The 21,212-nt window shown below is 67.2% G+C and carries 19 protein-coding genes; 3 read left to right on the top strand and 16 right to left on the bottom strand.

The window, feature by feature from the left end; all coding sequences use genetic code 11:
- Positions 1 to 86: 86 nt before the first annotated feature.
- From AC3A4E_RS01220 to AC3A4E_RS01200, 5 genes are all read right to left on the bottom strand, one after another.
- Positions 87 to 1,160 carry a hypothetical protein gene (locus tag AC3A4E_RS01220; protein WP_487629759.1) on the bottom strand — a complete coding sequence of 358 codons (1,074 nt, stop codon included), beginning with the start codon at positions 1,158 to 1,160 and terminating at the stop codon, positions 87 to 89.
- Between the two features lie 28 nt (positions 1,161 to 1,188).
- The gene (locus AC3A4E_RS01215) at positions 1,189 to 1,797 is read right to left on the bottom strand and encodes a lysophospholipid acyltransferase family protein (protein ID WP_487629758.1); all 609 of its coding nucleotides are present in this window, start codon (positions 1,795 to 1,797) and stop codon (positions 1,189 to 1,191) included.
- A 31-nt stretch (positions 1,798 to 1,828) separates the two neighbouring features.
- Positions 1,829 to 2,239 (bottom strand): alternative ribosome rescue aminoacyl-tRNA hydrolase ArfB, encoded by a 411-nt coding sequence (gene arfB / locus AC3A4E_RS01210; RefSeq protein ID WP_487629757.1) that lies wholly within the window; start codon positions 2,237 to 2,239, stop codon positions 1,829 to 1,831.
- Positions 2,240 to 2,335: 96 nt separating this feature from the next.
- Positions 2,336 to 3,406, bottom strand: a complete 1,071-nt coding sequence (locus tag AC3A4E_RS01205) for a TIGR04086 family membrane protein (protein ID WP_487629756.1) — start codon at positions 3,404 to 3,406, stop codon at positions 2,336 to 2,338.
- Positions 3,407 to 3,583: 177 nt separating this feature from the next.
- The gene (locus AC3A4E_RS01200) at positions 3,584 to 4,273 is read right to left on the bottom strand and encodes a pseudouridine synthase (protein ID WP_487629755.1); all 690 of its coding nucleotides are present in this window, start codon (positions 4,271 to 4,273) and stop codon (positions 3,584 to 3,586) included.
- An 83-nt stretch (positions 4,274 to 4,356) separates the two neighbouring features.
- On the opposite strand from AC3A4E_RS01200, the gene AC3A4E_RS01195 reads away from it, so the two are divergent.
- Positions 4,357 to 7,089, top strand: a complete 2,733-nt coding sequence (locus AC3A4E_RS01195) for a M16 family metallopeptidase (RefSeq protein WP_487629754.1) — start codon at positions 4,357 to 4,359, stop codon at positions 7,087 to 7,089.
- Positions 7,090 to 7,161: 72 nt separating this feature from the next.
- Here the strand turns inward: AC3A4E_RS01195 and AC3A4E_RS01190 are convergent, their stop codons facing one another.
- Both AC3A4E_RS01190 and panE read right to left on the bottom strand, forming a co-directional pair.
- Positions 7,162 to 7,677, bottom strand: coding sequence for a hypothetical protein (locus AC3A4E_RS01190; protein WP_487629753.1), 516 nt, complete (start codon positions 7,675 to 7,677; stop codon positions 7,162 to 7,164).
- A 77-nt stretch (positions 7,678 to 7,754) separates the two neighbouring features.
- On the bottom strand, positions 7,755 to 8,711 hold the full coding sequence (gene panE / locus AC3A4E_RS01185) for a 2-dehydropantoate 2-reductase (RefSeq protein WP_487629752.1): 957 nt from the start codon (positions 8,709 to 8,711) through the stop codon (positions 7,755 to 7,757).
- Between the two features lie 134 nt (positions 8,712 to 8,845).
- On the opposite strand from panE, the gene AC3A4E_RS01180 reads away from it, so the two are divergent.
- The gene (locus AC3A4E_RS01180; protein WP_487629751.1) at positions 8,846 to 9,295 is read left to right on the top strand and encodes a hypothetical protein; all 450 of its coding nucleotides are present in this window, start codon (positions 8,846 to 8,848) and stop codon (positions 9,293 to 9,295) included.
- Positions 9,296 to 9,529: 234 nt separating this feature from the next.
- On the opposite strand, the gene AC3A4E_RS01175 is transcribed toward AC3A4E_RS01180, so the two are convergent.
- Positions 9,530 to 10,438, bottom strand: a complete 909-nt coding sequence (locus AC3A4E_RS01175; protein WP_487629750.1) for an OmpA family protein — start codon at positions 10,436 to 10,438, stop codon at positions 9,530 to 9,532.
- Positions 10,439 to 11,199: 761 nt separating this feature from the next.
- Between AC3A4E_RS01175 and AC3A4E_RS01170 the strand changes: the two genes are divergently transcribed.
- On the top strand, positions 11,200 to 14,223 hold the full coding sequence (locus tag AC3A4E_RS01170) for a fused MFS/spermidine synthase (protein WP_487629749.1): 3,024 nt from the start codon (positions 11,200 to 11,202) through the stop codon (positions 14,221 to 14,223).
- A gap of 232 nt (positions 14,224 to 14,455) precedes the next feature.
- Here AC3A4E_RS01170 and AC3A4E_RS01165 read toward each other — a convergent pair whose 3' ends face one another.
- The 8 genes from AC3A4E_RS01165 to AC3A4E_RS01130 form a co-directional block, all read right to left on the bottom strand.
- Entirely contained in the window at positions 14,456 to 15,508 is a 1,053-nt protein-coding gene (locus AC3A4E_RS01165; protein WP_487629748.1) for an OmpA family protein, read from the bottom strand.
- A gap of 46 nt (positions 15,509 to 15,554) precedes the next feature.
- Positions 15,555 to 16,139: a hypothetical protein gene (locus tag AC3A4E_RS01160; protein ID WP_487629747.1), complete on the bottom strand. Its 585-nt coding sequence runs from the start codon at positions 16,137 to 16,139 to the stop codon at positions 15,555 to 15,557.
- Positions 16,140 to 16,200: 61 nt separating this feature from the next.
- Positions 16,201 to 16,920 (bottom strand): TadE/TadG family type IV pilus assembly protein, encoded by a 720-nt coding sequence (locus AC3A4E_RS01155; protein WP_487629746.1) that lies wholly within the window; start codon positions 16,918 to 16,920, stop codon positions 16,201 to 16,203.
- Entirely contained in the window at positions 16,890 to 17,378 is a 489-nt protein-coding gene (locus AC3A4E_RS01150) for a tetratricopeptide repeat protein (RefSeq protein WP_487629745.1), read from the bottom strand. Before AC3A4E_RS01150 ends, AC3A4E_RS01155 begins: the two co-directional genes overlap by 31 nt.
- Positions 17,378 to 17,746: a DUF192 domain-containing protein gene (locus AC3A4E_RS01145; protein ID WP_487629744.1), complete on the bottom strand. Its 369-nt coding sequence runs from the start codon at positions 17,744 to 17,746 to the stop codon at positions 17,378 to 17,380. The genes AC3A4E_RS01150 and AC3A4E_RS01145 overlap by 1 nt, the downstream gene beginning before the upstream one ends.
- A complete protein-coding gene (locus AC3A4E_RS01140) occupies positions 17,743 to 18,633 on the bottom strand; it encodes a type II secretion system F family protein (protein WP_487629743.1) in 891 nt (296 codons plus the stop codon). Before AC3A4E_RS01140 ends, AC3A4E_RS01145 begins: the two co-directional genes overlap by 4 nt.
- Positions 18,633 to 19,469, bottom strand: a complete 837-nt coding sequence (locus AC3A4E_RS01135) for a type II secretion system F family protein (RefSeq protein ID WP_487629742.1) — start codon at positions 19,467 to 19,469, stop codon at positions 18,633 to 18,635. Before AC3A4E_RS01135 ends, AC3A4E_RS01140 begins: the two co-directional genes overlap by 1 nt.
- A 16-nt stretch (positions 19,470 to 19,485) precedes the next feature.
- Positions 19,486 to 21,210 carry a TadA family conjugal transfer-associated ATPase gene (locus AC3A4E_RS01130; RefSeq protein WP_487629741.1) on the bottom strand — a complete coding sequence of 575 codons (1,725 nt, stop codon included), beginning with the start codon at positions 21,208 to 21,210 and terminating at the stop codon, positions 19,486 to 19,488.
- Between the last annotated feature and the right edge of the window lie 2 nt (positions 21,211 to 21,212).

Here is a 21,212-nt window from a genome sequence, read left to right as displayed (position 1 = left end):
GGCGTCGGCCGCACTGGGCGCGGCCCGCCAGCCGCGCAGCGTGCGCCTGTCGCAGGACGTTCGGTATGTGCCGTTGGTTGGCCGGTTCAGCTTTTGGTGCGGGAGGATGCGGAATCAACGAAACCGGTCTCGTCGCAGGCTTCGCGGCCGATGTCGTGGATACCGCCATCCGGACGGATCGACACCATCGGCGCGTCCTGCGCGGCCGGTATCGAGATCGCTGCGCTCAGGCGGGCTGCCCGCGCGGTCTCCGACGGCGTCGCCGCGGCCTGCAGCGTGGCGAGCTGTCGCGCCACGTTCGTTGCGGTCGGGTGGCGATCGGGCAACGCGGTGATGGCAGGGTGCCGCGACAGGGCGGTGAACCAGGCCAGCGCCTCGGCGAGATCGGGCGTGATCGTCTGTGCGAGGAACGGGCGCCACCTTCCACCGTCGAGATCGGCGTACGCCATCGCCAGTGCATACATGCTGGCCGCGTCGCCGTGCATGGCCGCGCGGCGGGCGATGCTCTCGGCTTCGCGGCGATAGATCTGCAGGGCGGGCACGGCGTCCATCAGGTCCTGCCAACGGAAGCCGTTGCCGATCGCGTAATGGCGCATGGACGGCACATGGCCGGCCAGCGCGGCCTGGCGCCAGTAGCGTGCACGGGCCTCGGGCGACAGCGGCGTGGCCGCATCGCACTGCGTCACGATGTCCTGCTGCGCAGCGCGCTCGCGATCAAGCTGCTCACGCCGTTCGGCCACGCTCTTGCGGCGATCTTCCGGCAGGCGGGCGGCGTTGTTGGCGACCCAGGCCTCGTACTGGTCGAGCTGTACGACAAGTGCGCGCACGTTCGAGCGGCTCATCTCGCATCGCTCGTGCTCCGCTGCCAGTCGGCAGGCGGCGCGCGCTTCACCTGCAGCGGCGCGACGCACCAGCGTGTCGTGGATCTGGGCCAGCGGCGTGTCGATGTCCGGCAGCGGTGCGGTGTTGTCGACCACGTGGGTGCGCGCTGCATCGCGGGCTGCGCGCGCTGGCGATGCGACCCTGGCGTCGTCCGCAGATCGGGACAGGTCGCCGGGTGCCTGATCCAACGTCGACGGCCCGCCGCGACCGGCCAGATAGCCGACGCCGCCCGCCAGCAGGACAGCAACGCCGCCGATCAGCAGCATTCGATGTTTCATGTGGCGCAATCCCTGTGCCGGTGATCGATCAGACGGTGCCGCGGTTCTTACCCATGAAGGGCGCGTACCAGTTGCGGATCATCGCCATGTCGGCGTCGGGATCGTCACTGGGCTGGATCATCGGACCGAAGCCGATGACCTTGTCGGGGTAATGGAAGTACATCGTCTGGATCGGCACGTTGGCGGCCTTGGCGATCTTCCAGAAACCGGTCTTCCAGCGCTCGACGCGCTTGCGCGTGCCTTCCGGCGCGAGGCCGTACCAGAAGGCCTCCTTGCCGTGGATCGCGGCGGCGGCCTGCTCGATCACGCGCGAGGCGCGGCTGCGGTCGACGGGAATCACGCCGAGCCCGCGCAGCGCCCAGCCGAGCACCGGGATGCGGAACAGCGAATCCTTGCCGAGCACGCGGATGTCGAGCCCCAGCGCCGCCTTGGCGGCAAAGCCCCAGATGCCGTCCCAGTTGGACGAGTGCGGCGCGCCGATCAGCACCAGGCGCGAGACATCGGGCAATTCGCCGATGATGCGCCAGCCACCGACACGCAGGATGCTGCGCCCGATCCAGCGCGCGAGGCGGCTGGGCGGGACACGCGGCGCGCGTGGTGGAACGGGAATCAGGAACGGATATTTCGAAGTACTCATGCGTCCTCGGCGCCGGGCCAACTGTGGCGGGTCAATCCCAGTCGCGCGTGGCGCGACCGCGCTTGATGGTACTGCGTTCGCGTTTCGCGCCGAGCCGTCGTTCCTTCGATCCGCGCGTGGGCCTGGTCGCCACGCGCGCCTTGGGCACCTCGTAACCGAAGGCGACGAAGGCCGCCAGACGCTCGCGCGCGTCCTCGCGGTTGCGATCCTGGGTGCGGAAGCGTTGCGCGTTGATGACCAGCACGCCGGCCTCGGTGATCCGCCGGTCGCGTCGCGCCAGCAGCCGCGTGCGGACGTGTTCGGGCAACGAGGGCGAGCCGGCGATGTCGAAGCGCAGCTCGACCGCGGTCGAGACCTTGTTGACGTTCTGGCCACCAGGGCCGCTCGCACGCACGAAACGCTCGACGAGTTCGTCTTCGGGAATGGCGGGCGGCGTGGACATCGGCGGCGATTGTAGACCGCGGACATGCGTCGGCCCCACCGCGAACGATGGGGCCGACGGGCTCACGGGTGCGTCGCCAGTGGCGACGCGGGTGGATCAGACGCGCGGCGGGGTGGCACGCGTGTGCACGACGGTCTCGTCACGCACGCGGGTGCGGCTGCCCAGCAGGCCGGCACCGGCGCTGGCGGCGGCACCCAACAGCAGGGCGAAGAATGCCCACAGGGCCGAACGGGCGATCGCATCGGTGGCCTTGTCGGCCTGCTCGCGGGCCTGGGCCTCGAACTCGGTCATCTGCTGACGGGCTTCCTCGACGCGGGTCTCCAGCGCGGCCAGACGCTCGTTGGCGGTACGGCGCGCTTCTTCGAAACGGGCGATCAGACGGTCGGCTTCGGTCTCGGCCTCGGCACGGGTCATGTCGGTGTTCTCGACCAGCGCGTTGACGACGGCGTCGCGGTCGACGTCCTGACCCACGGCATCGACGCGCTTGCGCAGGGCAGCGGTCAGTTCGTCGGTGATCGCGGAGAACTCGTTCGGGTTGCTGGCCAGACGGCGGACCGCACGGCCGGCGTCATCGCGCGCGCCTTCGAGCTGCGAACGCAGGAACTCGGGCTGCAGCGATTCGGCGCCGGTGTCGCGCAGCACGTCGGCGACGTTCTGCTCGATGCGCTCGCCATCGAGTTCGGTGTCGATCTCGAGCTCCTGGCCGATGCGCTCCGCCACGCTGCCCAGCCCACTGGCCGCGCCGCCCGCTGCCGAACCCGCGGCAGAGGCCACGCTGCCGGCGGCCGAGAACACGCCGCCGATGGCACTGCCGGCCAGACGCGCGGTGCCGCCGATGGCCATGCTGGCGAGCACGGCCGCGAAGATCAGCGAGGTCGCCCACACCAGGAAACCGTGGGCCATGCCGCTGCGACCGGCCAGACGGCCCGCCACGAAACCACCGGCGGCCAGCGCAAGCAGCAGGGTGACGGCCGAGCCGATGCCGAAGGCCGCGCCGACGCCATCGAGCGGATCGGACGACATCGGATCTGCGACGCCGAAACCGAGGGCGGTGGTGAGCAACGACAGGAGGATCGACACGGCGAGCACGGTGACGACGCCCCCGATGATGCTGCCCCAGGACGCGCGGCGGGCGTCGTACTGTTCGGCGGTTGCGACAAGGGTCATGAGGGTGGTGCTCAGTGATGGGGCGGCGATTCTTGAGTCCGGGCGATGAGGTTTCCGTGACGGGACTCACGCCTTTTTCTGAACCGGATTCGCACACGCGTTCCGGCGTCTCGACGGACCTGGCGTCGCCAGGAGCGCGCGCCTGCGGCTGACACCGACCTGCAGGCGCTGCGGCGCTCAGGCTGTCGCGGTGCCCGGGAACAGCAGCAGCGCCTTGGCGAATTCGTCGCCGGGCGGCGTCTCGACCACGAGGCGTTCGCCCGTCTGCGGATGATCGAAGGCCACGCGCTCGGCGTGCAGCAGCATGCGGTGGATGCCGAGCATGCGGAAATTGCGGTTGTGGCGGCCATCGCCGTGGCTGGTGTCGCCGATCAGGTGATGCGACAGATGCTTGAGATGCCGGCGGATCTGGCGGAAGCGACCGGTCATCGGCTCGGCGCGGAGCACTGCATAGCGCGAGGTCGGAAAGCCCGATGAGGGCAGTGCGAGTTCGGTCGTCGCCAGGCGCGTGAATCGCGTGACCGCGGGTTTCTTCACCGGCTTGCCGGGACCGCCGTCGAGCGGATGGTCGACCACGATGTCATCGGGCCAGCCGCGGCAGATCGCGAGGTAGTGCTTGTCGACGCTGCGCGCCATCCACTGCGTGCCGAGGGCCGATGCGGTGTCGCGATCGAAGGCGACGAGCAGGCCGCCGCTGGTGGCGCGATCGAGGCGATGGATCAGGAACAACGGACGGCCGAACTGCTCGCGCAGACGGTCGGCGAGGAAGTCGTGTTCGTCGCGCGCCAGTGCGCTGTCGTGGACCATCAGGCCCGCCGGCTTGTTGACGACGGCCAGCCGGTCGTCCGCGTAGCGCACCTCGATCATCTTCGATCCACTGCCTGGCGCAGCCGGGCGGCCGCAACTGATCTGTTATTTTCGTCGATCGTCTTCGCGAACGGGGGATCTGCATGCAGCGTCGTCTACATGCCTGTGTCGTGGTGCTGTTGCTGGGCACTGCACTGCCGCTGTGGGCCGCGCCGCCGCAGCTCGATGCGCCGGTGCACGAGGCCGAGGGCATCGCCGAGTACCGCTTCGACAACGGTCTGGCGCTGGTGCTGTTTCCCGACAGCAGCAAGCCGGTGACCACGGTCAACGTGACCTATCGCGTGGGCTCGCGTCACGAGGGATACGGCGAAACCGGCATGGCGCATCTGCTCGAACACCTGGTGTTCAAGGGCACGCCGACACACGCCGATATTCCCGGCGAGATGCGCCGCCGCGGCGTGCGCTTCAACGGCACCACGTGGCTCGACCGCACCAACTATTTCGCCAGTTTCTCCACCGATGCCGACACCCTGGACTGGGTGCTGCGCATGGAAGCCGACCGCATGGTCAACTCGCGCATCGCGCGCGAGGATCTCGACAGCGAGATGACCGTGGTGCGCAACGAGATGGAGTCCGGCGAGAACAGTCCGCTGCGCGTGCTGGTGCAGCGCGTTACCGGCGCGGCCTACCAGTGGCACAACTACGGCAACACGACGATCGGCGCGCGCAGCGATGTGGAGAACGTGCCGATCGAACGGCTGCAGGCGTTCTATCGCACCTGGTACCAGCCCGACAACGCGGTGCTGGTGATCGCCGGCGATTTCGATCCGGCGCAGGCGCTGGCGGCGGTGTCCGCGAGTTTCGGTGCGCTGCCGCGTCCCGCGCGCGCGCTGCCGGTCACCTACACCCGCGAACCGCCGCAGGACGGCGAACGCCATGTCGTGGTGCGCCGCGTCGGTCGCACGCCCTACATCGTCGCCGGCTACCACGTGCCGGCGGCGCGACATCCCGACAGCGCGGCGGTCGGGGTGATGGCGCAGGTCTTGGGCAACACGCCGAGCGGCCGCCTGCACCGCAGGCTGGTCGAGCCGGGCCGCGCGACCTTCGCGTCCGCGTCGGTGCTGTCGATGGACGAGCCGGGCTATCTGACCTTCGCCGCCGAAGTGCCGGACGGCAGCGATGTCGACACGTTGCAGACCGACCTGCTGGCACTGGTGGAAGAGGCGACGGCGACACCATTCACCGACGCCGAGGTGGACGAGGCCAAGCAACGCTCTCTGGCTGCGTTCGAACGTGCGATGCGCGACCCGAACGCCATCGGTGTGGCGCTGTCGGAAGCGATTTCGCAGGGCGACTGGCGCCTGCTGCTGCTCGCGCGCGAACGCATCGCCGCTGTCACTGCCGATGACGTGAACCGTGTGGCGCGTGCGTACCTGCGTCGCGACAACCGCACGACCGGGCACTTCCTGCCGACGGAGGCGGTCGAGCGCGTGACGGTCCCCGAAGCACCCGACGCCGCGACGGCACTCGAGGGCTTCGTCGGGCGCCCCGCACTCGACGCCGGTGAAGCCTTCGATCCGTCGTACGCGAACATCGACGCGCGCACGGCGCTGTCGACGCTCTCGAACGGCGCGCAGCTGGCCGTGCTGGGGAAATCCACGCGTGGCGGTTCGGTGCAGGTGCGCATGACCCTGCGCCTGGGCGATGCGCAACGGCTGCAGGATCGCGCGACCGCCGGACAGTCGACCGCGACGATGCTGATGCGCGGAACCGGCGACCTCGATCGTGCGGCGCTCGCACAGCGCCTGACCGCCCTGCGCTCCACGCTGAGCGTCGGCGGCAGCGCCACTACCGTGACCGTGGCGGCCACCACCGACCGGCACAACGTCGACGCGCTGCTCGAGCTGGTGGCGGATGTGCTGCGCCGTCCGGCTTTCGACGACGGCGAGTTCGCGCAGTTGCGCAGCCAGCAGCTGACCGGCATCCGCAGCAGCATGAGCGAACCCGGTGCGGTCGCGAACGAGGCCATGGCGCGGCATTTCAACGCGTTCCCCGAAGGTCATCCCTACTACGCGAGCAGCTTCGAAGAGCGGCTCGCGCAGGTGGAAGGCATGACGCCCGAGCGGCTGCGCGCCTTCCATCGCGATTTCTACGGCATGGGCCCGGGCACGACCATCGCGGTCGTCGGCGACGTCGATGCCCACGCCGTCCGCACGCAGCTCGACACGCTGTTCGGCGACTGGCGCCTGCCGACCCCGTTCGCACGCATCGAGGTGCCGTATGTCGCGCGCGATGCCGCACATGCACGCTTGGAGACGCCCGACAAGGCCAACGCCACGCTGCTGGCGCGGCAGGCGCTGCGGATCAATCAGGACAATCCCGACTACGCCGCCCTGCTGGTCGGCAACTACATCCTCGGCGGCAGCGGCATGAAGTCGCGGCTGGGCGACCGCATCCGCCAGCGCGAGGGTCTGAGCTACGGCGTGGGGTCGAGTTTCTCGGCCAGCGTGTTCGACGAGGTGGGGAGCTTCGGCGTCCATGCGATCGCCGCGCCGGAGAACATGGTGCAGGTGGAGACCGCGGTGCGCGAGGAACTGCAGCGCATGCTGGACGAGGGCATCACCCGGGCCGAGCTCGACGATGCGATGGACGGCATGCTGCGTGCGCGTCGCACGTCACGCGCCAACGATCCCGAACTCGTCGGCATGCTCGACAGCAATCTCTACACCGGCCGCGACATGGCGTACTCGGCCGCGTTCGAGGACACCCTGCGTGCGCTGACACCGGACATGATCCGTGCGGCGATGGCGCGGCACATCCGTCCGGACGCCCTGTCGGTGTTCGTGGGTGGGGATTTCAGGAACGCAGCGGAGTAGACGGCGCGCGTTGCCGTCTTGCATGACCCGCCAGTCCGGACGTGACCCCGCCCGGACTGGCGACACGCGAAATCAGTTCGTGGCGGGCGGCGGTGGCGGGGCCTGTCCGGCCATCGCCTCGAGTTCGGCACACATCTGGGTCTGCTGCGCCGGCGTGGCCTGGTTGAACTGCGTGCTGGTGGCCGTGTGTGCGGAGCCGAACTCGCTGTCGAAGGTGTCGACGTCGCCGCCCATCCGGCTGAACTCCTGGCGCAGCTGGTCCCGCGCCTGGCCGAGCTGCGCGTCGGACACGCTGGGATCGCAAAGCTTCGCAGCTGCATGCATCGCGCCCGCGATACCGGCCATCTGGCTCAGCATCTGGCTGGCGGCATCGCCGGTCAGCGGTGTCTCGACCGGTGCGGCACCCGATTCGATCTGCGCCTGCGCGGCTTCGGATGGCTGCGTCTGCGTATCCTCGATGGCCTGCGTCTCGGCAGGCGCAGTGTCGGCCGCGGCGGGCGCAGGTTGTGGGGCTCCGCCACAGGCGGCGAGGCCCAGCAGCGCAACGGCGACAGGCAGACAGGCGAAACGTCGGCTGGAAAGCGCCATGCGGGACATCTCCTTCGAGGGGGGACCGCGAACCTAGCAGACCCCGTGCGAAGCATCCGCGATCACGCTGACGGCGCTCAGGGCGTCAGCGGTGTGTCGCGCCGTGACCGGTAGGCCTGCAGATGCACCCAGGCGGCATCGAGATGCGGCACCGCGCGGCCGCCCGCATGCGCGCGTGCGCGGAGGTCGCCGACGATCTGCGCCGCTTCGACATCCTGGCCGGCTTCGAGATCGCGCAGCATCGAGGCGGTCACCGGGGAACCCGCCTTGGTCAGCATGCCGCGCGCATGCTGCGCCGCCGCCTCGGGAATCGCATGGCCGTCGGCTGCGGCCACGGCGAGGCATTCGTCGTGCAGTGCGGACAGGAAATCCGCGCCGCCGTCGGTGTCGACGATGCGGCCGATGCTGGCCCGCATCAGGCAGGTCGCGGCGGCAAGCGCGGCGAGGAACGTGAACTTGTTCCAGGCGGCCTGCATGAACGTGTCGCTGCGCACCGCGTCGAAACCGGCGGCGCCTGCACACACGGTCTCCAGCGCACGGGTGCGCGCGCTGCCGTTGTGGGCGGCGTCACGCTCACCGAATGTCATGGACGGTGGCGACGGCAGATGCACGACTTCGCCATCCTCGCCCTTCATCGCGCTGATGAAACACAGCCCGCCCAGCACTCGCCCGGCACCGAAGCGCGCATCGAGCGCGGTGTAGTGCAGCAGGCCGTTGAGGATCGGCAGCACCGCGGTGTGCGCACCGACGGCCGGTGCGATCGCATCGATCGAACTGTCGAGGTCGTAGGCCTTGCAGCTCAGCAGGACCAGATCGAAGGGCTGCGCACTGGCGAGTGCCGGCAGCGCATCGGCGGTGACGTGCGCGACCGGGAACTGCGCGTCGCCGAGGTCGCTGCGGATGCGCAGCCCGTCGCGTTCGAGCTGCGCCGCGCGCGCGGGCCGCACGAGAAACGTGACGTCGACACCGGCCTGCGCAAGGCGGCCGCCGAAGTAGCCGCCGGTCCCGCCGGCGCCGAGAACGAGAATACGCATGCCGTGATGGTAGCCGGCGCGCGGCAAGGCGTCATGCGCAGATGCGGATGCAGCGCGAAGCACGCTGCCGCCGTGCGGGCTGCGAACAGCCTGTATATCCTGCGTATTCGAACCCGCCACTGAAAGGATCTGCCATGGCCCACGCCGCCCACCGTCTCTCGTTTCTGCTGATCGGCACCATGACACTGGCATTGTCTGCGTGCGGGGGTCCGGACCCGGACGCCAACGACACCGCCACGGAGTCGCCTACAGCGCCTGCAGCGAACGAGGGCGAGACGCGATCCCCCGCCGAGTGGAGCGAACAGGCGCAACAGGCTGCAGCCGCGTCCACGCCGGAAGACATCGCTGCCGAAGGCGTGGCCGCCGGTCGTGCGATGGCGGAAACCTGCGGATTCACCGATGCGGAAATGCGCCAGATGAAATCACAGGAGAATGCGGCCCAGCAGAGCGCCGGTTTCGAAGCGCGCGTCGAGGCCCATATGCCGCGGCTGCGTCAGGCACAACAGGCGCAGCAACGCGAGAACAGCGCGGCCTACCAGGAGAGCTGCGAACTCATGCGTTTCATGAAGGGCAGCCGCGGCTGACGACAGCACGCGTTATGACGTTGCCTGTCTGATGTGCGTAGCGATCGCCACGCGCGTCAGGTGCAGCTGTATGTCGCTCCCCGGCACCGGCCTCACCGGCCATGCAGACCGGAGCCGGCCGTCGCAGGATACGCCGGCCGGCTCGAGGGTCGCCATCAGCTCGATAGTCACAGCCACGACGGCCGTTCGCGGATGACCCGCCATCCGCATCCGCGCGGTCTGCCTGCCCGCCGGTCAATCGCGTCGGACGAGTTCCACACGACGGTTCTGCGCGCGTCCCGCGTCGGTCCTGTTATCGGCGACGGGCTGCGTGTCGCCATGACCGGTGGATGCCAGCCGGTCTCCCACGATCCCCGAATCGGTGAGCGCGGCGACCACCGCCGCAGCGCGTGCCTGCGACAGCGTGCGATTGCGCGCGGCATCGCCGGTGTTGTCGGTGTGCCCTTCGATGGACAGCCGCAACGTCTCGTCGGCCTGCAGCAGTTCGACGACCTGCGCGACCTGCGGCTGCGAATCAGGCAGGATTTCGGCGCGGCCTGTCGCGAAATGCACCTGCAGCGCGACACGGCCCGTATCGGCCAATACCTGCTCCAGCACGTTGGCGGGCAGCAGTGTCGAGGTCACCTGCAAGGCCTGCGCCTGCACGACGACAAGGCCGGCATGCGTACCACCACGGCACGTGCGCACCCAGACATTACCGTCGTCACGGCGCAACACGAAAACCTGCTGCGGCGAATGCGGGTAACACCTGGATTCGCCCGGGTACTGGCGCATGACGGCGAGAAACGAATTGCGGATGTTGCGCGGTGTTTCGCCCGATGCGATTTCCACGCCACCGGCTGCGGTGACTACGTGCTGCAGGTTGCGCACGACTTCGAGATCGGAAAATTCCTTCTGGCCGTCCGAAGCTCGCGCCAGGCGGATACCGGCCGCATACAGACGACCCTCGACATACGTCAGGTCGTGCCCGTTCCAGAACACGGCGTCTGCGAACTCGAGCGTCTGCTCGGCGGTCGGCGATGCCCGGTAACCATCCGGAATTGTAAAGAACGGAAACGCGCCCAGCGGCTGGGTTGAGAGCGGCAGGTTGTCGATGTCCGGCGCAGATGACGACGCGGCAGGCGCGTCCACATGCGTCGCCACGTCAGTACGGAATTCATCCGCACGTGCATCCAGACCTGGAGACCCCTGCTCGACGGGTCCAGGCGTCGACGCGCTCGACGCCGGCGCATCGGAGGAACCTGCGCAGCCCGCCAGCACGAGTGCGATGCACGCTCCCAGCACATGATGAGATTCCGGCACTCCATACCCTTCCCATTCGATTGAAGGGATACAGTAGCAAGTCCGTATATCTGCAGCGCGTGGTTGGACGCGCCGCTTGAGCGGCGGCTGCACCAAATTCTCCCAACTGCGGCTGTGTCAACGCAGCATCGCCAGTTCTTCTGTATGTGACAGCTTCGCGGGCGCCGCGTGCCGCACGTGCTGATGCAGAACCCCCCGTGCTGTCTCCGCGCTTCGTCCGGTCTTCCTTGCGGCGCAAAGCGGCCATTCCGACGGCAGGATGCGTCAGATGCGGGCGCGTGTGTCTGTGTACATTTTATGATGTGCAGCTGTGCCGCATTGCCGGTATGCGGTGCTGCAACTCGATGCAGGGCCTCGTCTTCGACACCGTCCGGCACATCGTCGCTCCGATGTCATCCGTCGCGATGGGTGGTGTAGATTGGGCAGGGGGTTTTTGAATGCCATCGAAGCCGGGTTGCCGCGTCGTAATCGGCTCGGGCATCTGCGTAGCGGGCCGCTGTGCACACCGGATTTACAGGCAGGACCTGCCGCAATGCCGCCGTCGAGTGGAGCGCTGCTTCCGCTCGACCGGTCAACAGGAAAGGCGAATTTCAGGAGATTCGATGAAGGCTTTCCGCGTCGCGCCGATGTTGCTGCTGCTGTTTGTCCTGTCCGGCTTCGCCGGTCTGATCTACCAGTCGGTATGGACCCAGTACCTGGGGCTCACACTTGGTCATGCCGCCTATGCGCAGACCCTTGTCCTAGCGATTTTCATGGGCGGCATGGCGGTCGGCGCTTGGCTGGCCAGTCAGTACAGCCATCGATGGAAGCGCCTGATTCTCGGCTACGCGGTCATCGAACTCGTGATCGGTGTACTGGGTATCGCGTTCCATCCGTTGTTCGTCGCGTACGCGGATACATCGCAGACCGTCGTGCTGCCGATGCTGTCGAGTGTGCCGCTCGCACATGGCTACCAGTGGTTGAGCGCGGCCTTGCTGATCGCGCCTCAGAGTATTCTGCTCGGTGCGACGTTTCCGCTGATGAGCGCCGGACTGATCCGCGCGCTTCCCGACCAGCAAGGCCAGGTGCTGGGCGGTCTGTATTTCACCAACAGTCTGGGCGCGGCCGTCGGCGCATTGCTGGCGACATTCCTGTTGTTGCCGGCGCTCGGCCTTCCGGGCACGGTGGCGGCGGCGGGTGTCGTCAACATTCTCGTAGCCGTCGGTGCGTGGTTGCTCTCGCGGATGCTCGACGAGCGCAAGCACGCGCCGTTGCCGGAAATGCCGGCGGCGGATCACGGGTCGCGTGCGACCGATATCGGCCACCTCGGCCGCGTGCTGGTGTGGTCGACGGCGATCTCGGGCGCGGCGTCTTTCATCTACGAAATCGGCTGGGTGCGCCTGCTCAACCAGGCATTCGGCACGACGATCCACAGTTTCGAACTGATGCTCGCTGCCTTCATCCTGGGCCTCGCGTTCGGTGGGCTGTGGGTGCGCTCGCGGGCCGCGTCGATCATCGCACCGGTGCGCTACGTCGGCTACGTGCAGATCTGGATGGCGGTCGCCGCCCTGTTGTCGATACCGGTGTTCTCCCAGAGTTTCCATTGGGTGAGCTGGATCATGTCGGCACTCTCGCGCGACGAGAACGGCTACACGCTGTACGAACTAGCGACCGCTGCGATCTCCCTGCTGGTGATGTTCCCGGCCGCTTTCCTGGCTGGCATGACCCTGCCCCTGTTCACGGTGGCGTTGCTGCGGGCCGGTGCGGGGGAGCGCGCGATCGGCCGCGTCTATGCGGCCAACACGCTGGGCGCTATCGCCGGTGTGGCGGTGATGCTGCACGTGCTGGTGCCCCTGATGGGCCTGTGGCTGGCGATCACGCTGGGCGCACTTCTCGATGGCCTCGTCGGCGTCTACCTGCTCCGCTTCGCCGGTGAGCGGCTGCGCCGCCCGGGGCGCCGTACTGTGCTGGTGATCGCATCCCTGGGACTGGCGCTGATGATCAGCCTGATGCTGGGCCGGCCCAATCCGCAACAACAGATCGCTGGCGTATTCCGGACCGGCGTGGCCGAGTATCCCAACACGCGAATCCATTACCTCAAGGATGGCAAGACCGCGACGATCGCAGTGTTCGAGCTCGGACTCGGAAGGTCCATCTCCACCAACGGCAAACCCGATGCGGCCATCAGACCGTTCGAGTCGACGCCGACATCCGACGAAGTCACGATGGCGATGCTCGGAAGTCTGCCGCTTGCACTGCACCCGGCACCAGACCGTGTCGCGGTGATCGGCTGGGGTTCCGGCATGACCACACACACGTTGCTCGGCAGCAGCGTGCCGCGGGTGGTCGACACGATCGAGATCGAAGCGGCCATGGTCGAAGGCGCGCGGCTCTACGGCGCTTCAGTGGCACGTGCTTACGACGATCCGCGTTCGATCGTGCACATCGACGATGCACGTACGTTCTTCTCCACCGGCGCGCGGCGCTACGACGTGATCGTGTCCGAGCCTTCCAACCCGTGGGTCAGTGGAGTTGCCAGCCTGTTCACCCGGGAGTTCTACGCCTTCCTGTCGCGCCATCTGGAGGACGACGGCATTCTGGTGCAATGGCTGCACACGTACGAGATCAACGATGCGCTGATCGCGACGATGCTGTCGGCCCTGCTCGAAGAATTCCCGTACGCGGATATCTATCTCACCAACGCAGCGGATCTCGTCGTCATTGCACGACATCACGACAGCCGCCGGAATCCGGGCTCCGTGGCAGGCGCAAGCGACGATCTGATGGCCGAGCTGCAGCGCGTGGGCGTGGATACGCCCGGGCAGATGCAGCTGCGGCGCATCGGGTCGGAGCGTATGCTGCGCGCGTTCGTCGCGATGCAGGGCGCGAAGCCGCATTCCGACTATTACCCGACCGTGTCGCTGCAGGCGCCCAAGACCCGCTTCATGCAACAGCGCTCGGACCTGCTGCAGCAGCTGGTGATGAACGGAATGCCAGTGCTGGACGTGCTGGACTGCAGACTGCCTCCGGGCCGTGACGCCGCTTTGCCGCTGGCGGAGGCGAGCCCGTTCAGTCGCGCGCGACACATCGCACTCGGTGCGGTCGCGAGTTTCGACCCGACAGTCCCGCTGGGCCCAGTACATCGGCAGTTTGCCGGCGTTGCCGCGCAGGCGCGTCTACTGCGAAGCAGCTCTGCCGATCTCGCCCGGGACCCGCAAGCGTTGGCTGCCTGGTCCTCGGCGCTGGCCGCGCTGGCCGCGACGACGATCAGCCACCTGCCTCCGAGCGATCTCCAGACCGTGTGGCAAACGCCCACATGGCTGCCCGACGATGCGGCCGCCGACCCGGTCGCACGTGCGGTCCTCCGCGCCTACGGTGCGGCGGCGGCGCGCGATCCGAGCGACATGTTGGCAACTGCATCGGCGGTGCTCGCACTCGAGGACGCGCGTCTCGCACCGGCACTGCACGAGCACATGTTGATGATCGCGATGCTCGGCGCGCTGGGCACCCAGCAACCCGAAGAAGCCATCACCCTCCATGCGCGGTGGCAGGCCCATCTGGAGGATGGAGAGCACGTGCCGGTATTCCGCTTCCTGCTAGCGTGGGCACGCTCGGGCCAGCCGGTCTGTCGCACGATGTCTGGTTGACCCTGCCTGTCCAGCACCGGGTGCCGGACGCATATCCGGGTATGCAGACGAAGACGCGCCGTGCGTCAACGCGGCGCAGCGGCAGCCTCGACACCGCGCGTGAATCGTTCGACGCGCGGTCATCGCGTGCAGATGCGCTTCTCTGGCGCACCGCATCTGCGATCTGCTGCGGCCCGGGCAGGTTATCGCCCGGCGCTCTACCGCACCTTCCATCGCCCCCTGATCGCGGGTTTCAGCGCCGGACCAGTTCGACGCGGCGGTTGCGTGCCCGTGCGGTTGCGTCGTCGTTGTCGGTGACCGGCTGCGTGGCGCCGTGGCCGACGGTCTCTAGACGCGCGGCGTCGATCGCATGTGCATGCAAGGCGTCGCGGACGGCGTCAGCCCGCGCGATTGACAAAGCCTGGTTGCGTTCAGCCGAACCGACGTCGTCCGTGTGTCCCTCGATCGACAGGCGCAGGCGCGAGGCCCTGCGCAGCAGCAGCGCGACCTGTTCGATCTGCGGCATCGAGGCTGCGTCGATCGCTGCGTCGCCACTGGCAAAGTTGATATGGATGATCGCCTTGCCGTCGGCCTCGATCAGCCGCTGCAGCTCCACGCCGGACAACAGCCGGATGGTGGGGTCGTAATCGGCCGAGTGCACGACGATCCAGTGCGCCGATCGTTCGCTGGTACTCAGGAACACCCAGACGTTGCCGCCGGCGCGGCGGATCAGCCATGTCGACGACGGTGCGGCATAGAAGTGGCCCAGGCCTGTCCGGTACTTGGTACGTAGCGCGTCGGTGAGTCCATGCTGGGTGGCTTCATGCACAGGAATGCTGTCAACCTCGGCGATCGGAACCGCCCCGACGCGTTCGAGCGCATTGCGCATGTAGGTGCCGATCTCCCGCGACGAATAGACGTGCCCCACGTCGTTGAAGATGGCCGACTGGTAGACGCGTCCTTCGATCCATTCGAAGCGGTCGCCGACCCACATCGGCGCAAGGTCGAGTTCGACATCACTCTCCTGCGCGAAGCGGTAGCCGTCGGGCAGCGCGATATACGGAAACGCACCGAGACTGACCGTCGACACGGGATACTGCGATGTGTCGAAGCCGGTCTGCGTCTGGCGTTCGGCGTCGGCGTCCGCTCGAGGTGCGACTTCGGGTGCGCCGGCGGCGTCCGGCTCGGCGGACGCCGCCTCAGACAGCGCGTCGACGGGGGCCTTGTCGGTCTGCGCTGCGCATCCGGCCAGCACCAGCGAGAGGCTCAACAGCAGTGACGCGACGAGATGGTCCGGTTGCAGCATTGGAACGGGTCCTTCGGAGAATACGTGGGAATGTCGGGTCGAAGATTCAGCGCGAACGCAGCGCAGCCGGTGGTTGCAGGAGATCTTCGGCAACCGGATCGACCTGCACCGACATCGAACGCATGCGACGTTCCGAGCGACTGCGCGTCCGGGCTTCGTATCCGAGCACGATGCCGGTGGCCGGGTCGATCCACATGACGCCTGCGTGGCTGCCACCGGGACCGCGATGACTGGCGCCGGCGAAGCGCCAGCCTTCTGCTTCGACACCGGCGATCGCCTTGCGCGGCGCGCGATGACAGACGACGCGCATCCGCGCGCATGGGGATGCGGGGTCGACCACCAGCTGCTGCACCGCTTCCACCTTGACCGGCAACCCGGTGCGCTCGGTGGCGTCGAAGGCCCAGCCTTCCCCGGTGTCGCGATCGACCAGCAACCTGACCTCGCTGCCGTCCGGCCGGGGAAGATCGAAGCGGACCCGCTGGTCGCCCACGTGCGCGGTGATCGCGTAGGTCACGCCCTCGCGACCGGTGCCCGGATCGATTCCAGTCACCAGTGACTGCAAGGTGAATTGCGGCGGCGGGTCGGCCTCGCGCGGCGCGGCGGCGGCGGTCGCCGCCATGGCGATGGCCATGGCGATGCAGCCAGGCAGACGTGCCGCAGGGCAACGGCGCCGACCTCGCGCCGAGTGGTGCTCAGGGTCCACTCGACGTCGCCAGACGATCGCGGTCATAGACCGGGCTGTGCAACCGCACGACCGCGTGCGACTGCAGCGGAATGCGGTAGTGGCGCCCGGCGCCCAGCAGCGGATTCTTCATGTCGACGTTCGCATCGTCGAACCAGCCTTCGGAGCGCACGTAGCGAGAGTCACCGCGCAGGACGAGATCGACAAACGGAACGATCAGCGGAAAGTCGTAGTCCACCTTGATTTTCAATATGTTGGCGTCCTGCACATTGGTGCCGGTGCCCCTGTCGTCGCGCGTGCGATAGGAAAGGTTGTCGTTGGGCAGCGCGCGGCGCCCGTTGTACTGGGGCTCGTTGAACCCGTCCCAGGCCGCGCGCGTCGGGCTGATCACTTCGATGTTCGCGTTGAGGATGAGATCTGCCCGGGCTTTGCCGTACGTCAGGAGCACGTCGGTGGCGCCGGCATCGGTCGCGTACAGCGGCGCGAGCCCGTACGCCAGACCATTGAGCATCTCGTTCATGTCGACCTGGCTGACCGCACCCCGACGGGCAGCCTCCAAGGCGGCATAGTCGAGCACCGTCTTGGCCCGGTAGATCAGCACCAGCTGGAACAGCAGCAGCAGCAGGAACAGAAACAACGGGATCACGATGAGAAATTCGGGAAGCGACTGCCCGCGTTGCCGGGCACGGTGTGCGTCCATCATTCGGCGTCCTCCATCGGTCGGGTCCATGCCTTCGGTCGGAGCGCATCGTCGAGCGCGCGCCACATGCGACGGCTTTCGATACCCACCGGCAGTTCCGCCGGCGCACGCGCCGCACCGCGCGCATAGGCGTCCTGCGCCTGACGCGTACGCACGACGCCCAGGTTGTACCAGGCGTTCGCGTTTGCCGGCTCACGCGCGACCGACTGCTCATAGGCGCGCGCCGCTTCCGCAGGCCGCTCCGCACGCGTGTAGGCGTTGCCGAGCTTGAGCCAGATTTCGGCATTGTCCGGAATCCCCCGTACCACGTCCTCGTACGAACGCACGGCATCGGCGGCGCGTCCATCGGCGTATGCGGCATCTGCAGCGCGCAGCGCCTCGGCCAAGGCGGGCCCCTGCAGCGCGGGACGTGCCGGCTCCTGCGTGCTGGCGCACGACGCGCCACACAGCGCGATGCCAACCGCGAGCACCCGCAGCACTGGGTTCATCATGCGTCCACCGGCAGATCGTCGCGCCAGACGAGACGGTCGTCCGGTGCGATCGCCAGACGGGCCACACCGCCGGCGGCCAGTTCCAGCGTCTGGTGCGCGCCACGCGCGACATGCCCGCGCCACGGCGACACCCCCTCACGGCAGCCCACAACGGTGCCCGCGCGATCCAAGAACACGATGTCCAGCGGATAGCGCATGCCGACGGTGTGCACGCTGCCGCAGGGCACGATCAGCATTGCCTCGCTCGCATCGGCAGCCAGCGGCGGCCGGCACAGAAGCCCACGCAGCCGCTGCCACCAGCGCTCGGCACGCCAGACCCGTGGGATCAGGCGTTCCGCGTCCCGATAGACCGCACCCCGCCTCATATCGTGCCCACCATCCCGTCTTCGACGAGCTTGAGATAGATGAAGTACCCCAGCACGAGAAAGATCAGCGGGAAGAAACAGAACACCAGCGGTGCCATCATCTTCACCGGCGCTTCGAGAGCGAGTTTCTCTGCACGCAGGAAGCGCTCCTCGCGGCGCTGGCTCGATTGCGCGCGCAAGGTCTCACTCAGGCTTGCACCCACGCGGTCGGCCTGGATCAACGCGCTGGTGAAGCTCGATATCTGCGGGCTGTCCATCCGGTCGGCCATCCGCTTGAGTGACTCGGCGCGCGGCAGGCCCGCACGCAGATCGCGCAGCATGCGTGAGAACTCCTGCGACAGCGGACCGGACGGGCCTTTCAGCACCGCCTGCTCGATCGCCCCGGTGATGTTCAGGCCCGCCTCGACCGACATCGTGATGAAATCCAGATACACCGGCAGATCCTTGATGATCCGGCGATGCCGCGTCTTGCGCCGCTCGCCCAGCCACAGCGACGGATACAGCCATCCGAGCAGAAGTCCGAGCAGCACCGCCAACAGAAGCGGGCCGAACCGGGCGCCGACGAGCAACAGACAGAACACCACCAGCGTGGCGGCCACCGCGCCGGACGCGACAACCCGCAGACCGGCCAGTTCCTCGGGAGAGATCAGGTAATCCTGTCCCGCGGACTGCAACGCGCGATGCGACTTCTCGAGGTCGTCTGAGCGCAGGCGTGGGCCGACGACATGTGTAGCCATCTGCACCAGCGGCCAGAGGATCCGCAATCCCATGGGGAGGGGATCCTGGTAGTCGCGCTCTTCGACCGGCACTGCGTTGAGCATGCCGTGGATGGACACCGCGGCCATCACGAACGCACCGGTGATGGCGATGAAGAGAATGAGATACATCATATGTCGATGGTCATGATCTTGACGCAGAGTTTGTAGCCGACGTACTCCAGCAGCACGCAGACGGCGATGACCGCATAGCCGATCCAGGTGTTGAACATCGGGGCCATGGTCTCGGGATACATCCAGCTCAGATACGCCACCAATCCCACGGGCAGCATCGCCATGACGATGCCCTGCAACTTGCCCTGGGCCGTCAGCGCCTTGACCTTGCCTTCCATGATCAGACGCCGGCGCAGTGTATCGGCCAGGGTCCGCAGGCTTTCGGCGAGATTGCCGCCGACCTCCCGCGAGATCGACACCGCCGAAACGAACAGCTGCATGTCGAGGATCGGAACGCGCTGGCCGAGATGCTCCAGTGCATCTTCCTGCCGCACACCCAAGTGTTGTTCGCGTAACACCAGCGCGAGCTCCTGCGCGAGCGGTGGATAGCCATCGCGCACCACGCTTTCCAATGCCGGCGTGAACGCCAGGCCCGCCTTCATGCTTCCCGACAGCATCATCAGCGTGTCCGGCAACTGCTCCTGGATCTTGTTGATCCGGCGCTGTCGCATCCAGACGTACAGCTTCCGCGGCAGCACCGCCGCGAAAACGCCGACCACCACAGTTACCAGCAGGCTGCGCGTGACGATCCAGGTCAGCAGCGGCAATACCACCAGCAGCAGCATGTTCGTGGCGAACAGCTTGGTCGGGTCGACGAAGAGAAACATGTCGGAAAGGTTTACACGCGCCTGCTCCATGAAGCTTTCGCGGTACTTGACCATGAAGGCGCTTCCCGCCGACACGGCGTAGACGCCCGCCATCACCATCGCACCGGCGGCAGCCGCCGCGATCAACCATATTTCGTTCATGTCAGAACACTTCCTCCGGTTTTCTGAAGATCGACAGGTCGATCGACACACCGCGATTGGCGAGCTCCTCCATGAACTCGGGGATGGCGCCGGTCGGGGAAAAGCGGCCTTCGACCTTGCCATCTGCACCCGAGTACGTCGTAGCGCGGAAGGTGAAGATGTCCTGCAGCTGGATCACGCCGCTCTCCACCCCGGTGACCTCGGTGATGTGACTGACTTTCCGGCTGCCGCAGGGGAAGCGGCGCTGGTGAACGAACAGATCCACGGCCGATGCGATCTGCTCGCGCACCACGACCATAGGGAAGTCCATGCCGGCCATCAACACCATGACCTCGATGCGCGACACGGCATCACGCGGCGAGTTGGCGTGTGCTGTTGTCAACGACCCATCGTGGCCGGTGTTCATGGCCTGCAGCATGTCCAGTGCCTCGCCGCCGCGACACTCGCCGACTACGACCCGGTCGGGTCGCATACGCAGCGCGTTCTTGACCAGATCACGGATGGAGATCAGGCCTTTTCCTTCGAGGTTCGCCGGCCGCGCTTCGAGTGCGACCAGATTCGGCTGCACCAGACGCAGCTCCGCCGCATCCTCGATCGTGACGATGCGCTCGTTGTCGGGGATGAAGTTCGACAGGATGTTGAGCAGTGTCGTCTTGCCCGAACCCGTACCGCCCGATACCACGATATTCTTCTTTTCGCGGACCGCGGTTTCAAGAAACGCCAGCATGCGTGGGTCGAGCGACCCGTAGTTGATGAGGTCTTCGCCCACCAGCTTGCGTTTGGCGAACTTGCGGATGCTGATGCTCGGCCCGCGCAGCGCCACCGGCGGGATCACGGCGTTGACGCGCGAGCCGTCTTTGAGACGCGCGTCCACCATAGGCGAGCTTTCATCGATACGCCGTCCAATCGGCGCGACGATGCGTTCGATCGCTGACAGCACGGCGCGGTCGTTGGTGAAGGTCACCCTCGACTTCTCGATGCGGCCCGCCCGCTCGATGAAGATCTGGTCAGCCGCGTTGACCATGATCTCGGTCACCGAATCATCCTCGATGAGCCGCTCGAGCGGCCCTAGCCCGATCGCTTCGTCCAGCACTTGCTTGGCGAGCTCCCCGCGGTCGATATGGCGCGGAAGATCGCGCTGCTCGCGCTCGAGCACGTCATTGATCAACTCAGACGTGCGAGCCCGCAGTTCGGCATCGCTGAGCTTGTGGATATCGACGCGCCGCAGGTCCATCAGTTTGACCAGCGCACCATGGATGCGCTCGCGCCACTGCCCCATTTCGGCTGCGGACTCGTCGGCAGCGACATCTGCGGTGTCCAGCACCGGGGCCGACTGCAACGACGCTTCTTGCGACGGTGCGGTGTGCGGCCGGGGCGACGGCGCGGCTTCAACCGGCGGTGCCACCTTCACATCTTGCGGCGCGGCGGACGTCGCCTCGGACACGATCTTCAGCCGGTAGTCGCCGATCTCGACCACATCGGTTCTGGCGATCGGTCCGCTCAGCGATTTGATCGCCTTGCCGCCGACGCGGATCGGGGCGCGGCCGCCCAGCGGCTCCAGCCAGATGCCGTCGTCGCGGCGGTGGATCATGGCGTGGTTGCCCGCGATGCTCCAGCCCTGGAGCACGACGAGGTTGTTCTCCGCACGTCCGATGCCGCACGCATTGTTGAGGCACTGCACGCGTCGCGGTTCGCCGCGACCGGTTTCGATGAAGACGCTGAACATGG

This window comes from Luteimonas sp. Soil_N_1 (assembly GCF_057656255.1).
The sequence above is the reverse complement of the archived record's forward strand: the minus strand, read 5'-3'. Positions and strand labels throughout refer to the sequence as shown.

Excerpts from the sequence above, each read along its gene's own strand:
- AC3A4E_RS01145 (WP_487629744.1), bottom strand. The coding sequence starts at position 17,746 with ATGAGGCGGGGTGCGGTCTATCGGGACGCGGAACGCCTGATCCCACGG.
- AC3A4E_RS01200 (WP_487629755.1), bottom strand. The coding sequence starts at position 4,273 with ATGATCGAGGTGCGCTACGCGGACGACCGGCTGGCCGTCGTCAACAAG.
- AC3A4E_RS01150 (WP_487629745.1), bottom strand. The coding sequence starts at position 17,378 with ATGAACCCAGTGCTGCGGGTGCTCGCGGTTGGCATCGCGCTGTGTGGC.
- AC3A4E_RS01130 (WP_487629741.1), bottom strand. The coding sequence starts at position 21,210 with ATGTTCAGCGTCTTCATCGAAACCGGTCGCGGCGAACCGCGACGCGTG.
- AC3A4E_RS01140 (WP_487629743.1), bottom strand. The coding sequence starts at position 18,633 with ATGTATCTCATTCTCTTCATCGCCATCACCGGTGCGTTCGTGATGGCC.
- AC3A4E_RS01160 (WP_487629747.1), bottom strand. The coding sequence starts at position 16,139 with ATGGCCATCGCCATGGCGGCGACCGCCGCCGCCGCGCCGCGCGAGGCC.
- arfB (WP_487629757.1), bottom strand. The coding sequence starts at position 2,239 with ATGTCCACGCCGCCCGCCATTCCCGAAGACGAACTCGTCGAGCGTTTC.
- panE (WP_487629752.1), bottom strand. The coding sequence starts at position 8,711 with ATGCGTATTCTCGTTCTCGGCGCCGGCGGGACCGGCGGCTACTTCGGC.
- AC3A4E_RS01205 (WP_487629756.1), bottom strand. The coding sequence starts at position 3,406 with ATGACCCTTGTCGCAACCGCCGAACAGTACGACGCCCGCCGCGCGTCC.
- AC3A4E_RS01195 (WP_487629754.1), top strand. The coding sequence starts at position 4,357 with ATGCAGCGTCGTCTACATGCCTGTGTCGTGGTGCTGTTGCTGGGCACT.
- AC3A4E_RS01155 (WP_487629746.1), bottom strand. The coding sequence starts at position 16,920 with ATGGACCCGACCGATGGAGGACGCCGAATGATGGACGCACACCGTGCC.
- AC3A4E_RS01170 (WP_487629749.1), top strand. The coding sequence starts at position 11,200 with ATGAAGGCTTTCCGCGTCGCGCCGATGTTGCTGCTGCTGTTTGTCCTG.
- AC3A4E_RS01180 (WP_487629751.1), top strand. The coding sequence starts at position 8,846 with ATGGCCCACGCCGCCCACCGTCTCTCGTTTCTGCTGATCGGCACCATG.
- AC3A4E_RS01190 (WP_487629753.1), bottom strand. The coding sequence starts at position 7,677 with ATGGCGCTTTCCAGCCGACGTTTCGCCTGTCTGCCTGTCGCCGTTGCG.
- AC3A4E_RS01220 (WP_487629759.1), bottom strand. The coding sequence starts at position 1,160 with ATGAAACATCGAATGCTGCTGATCGGCGGCGTTGCTGTCCTGCTGGCG.
- AC3A4E_RS01215 (WP_487629758.1), bottom strand. The coding sequence starts at position 1,797 with ATGAGTACTTCGAAATATCCGTTCCTGATTCCCGTTCCACCACGCGCG.
- AC3A4E_RS01165 (WP_487629748.1), bottom strand. The coding sequence starts at position 15,508 with ATGCTGCAACCGGACCATCTCGTCGCGTCACTGCTGTTGAGCCTCTCG.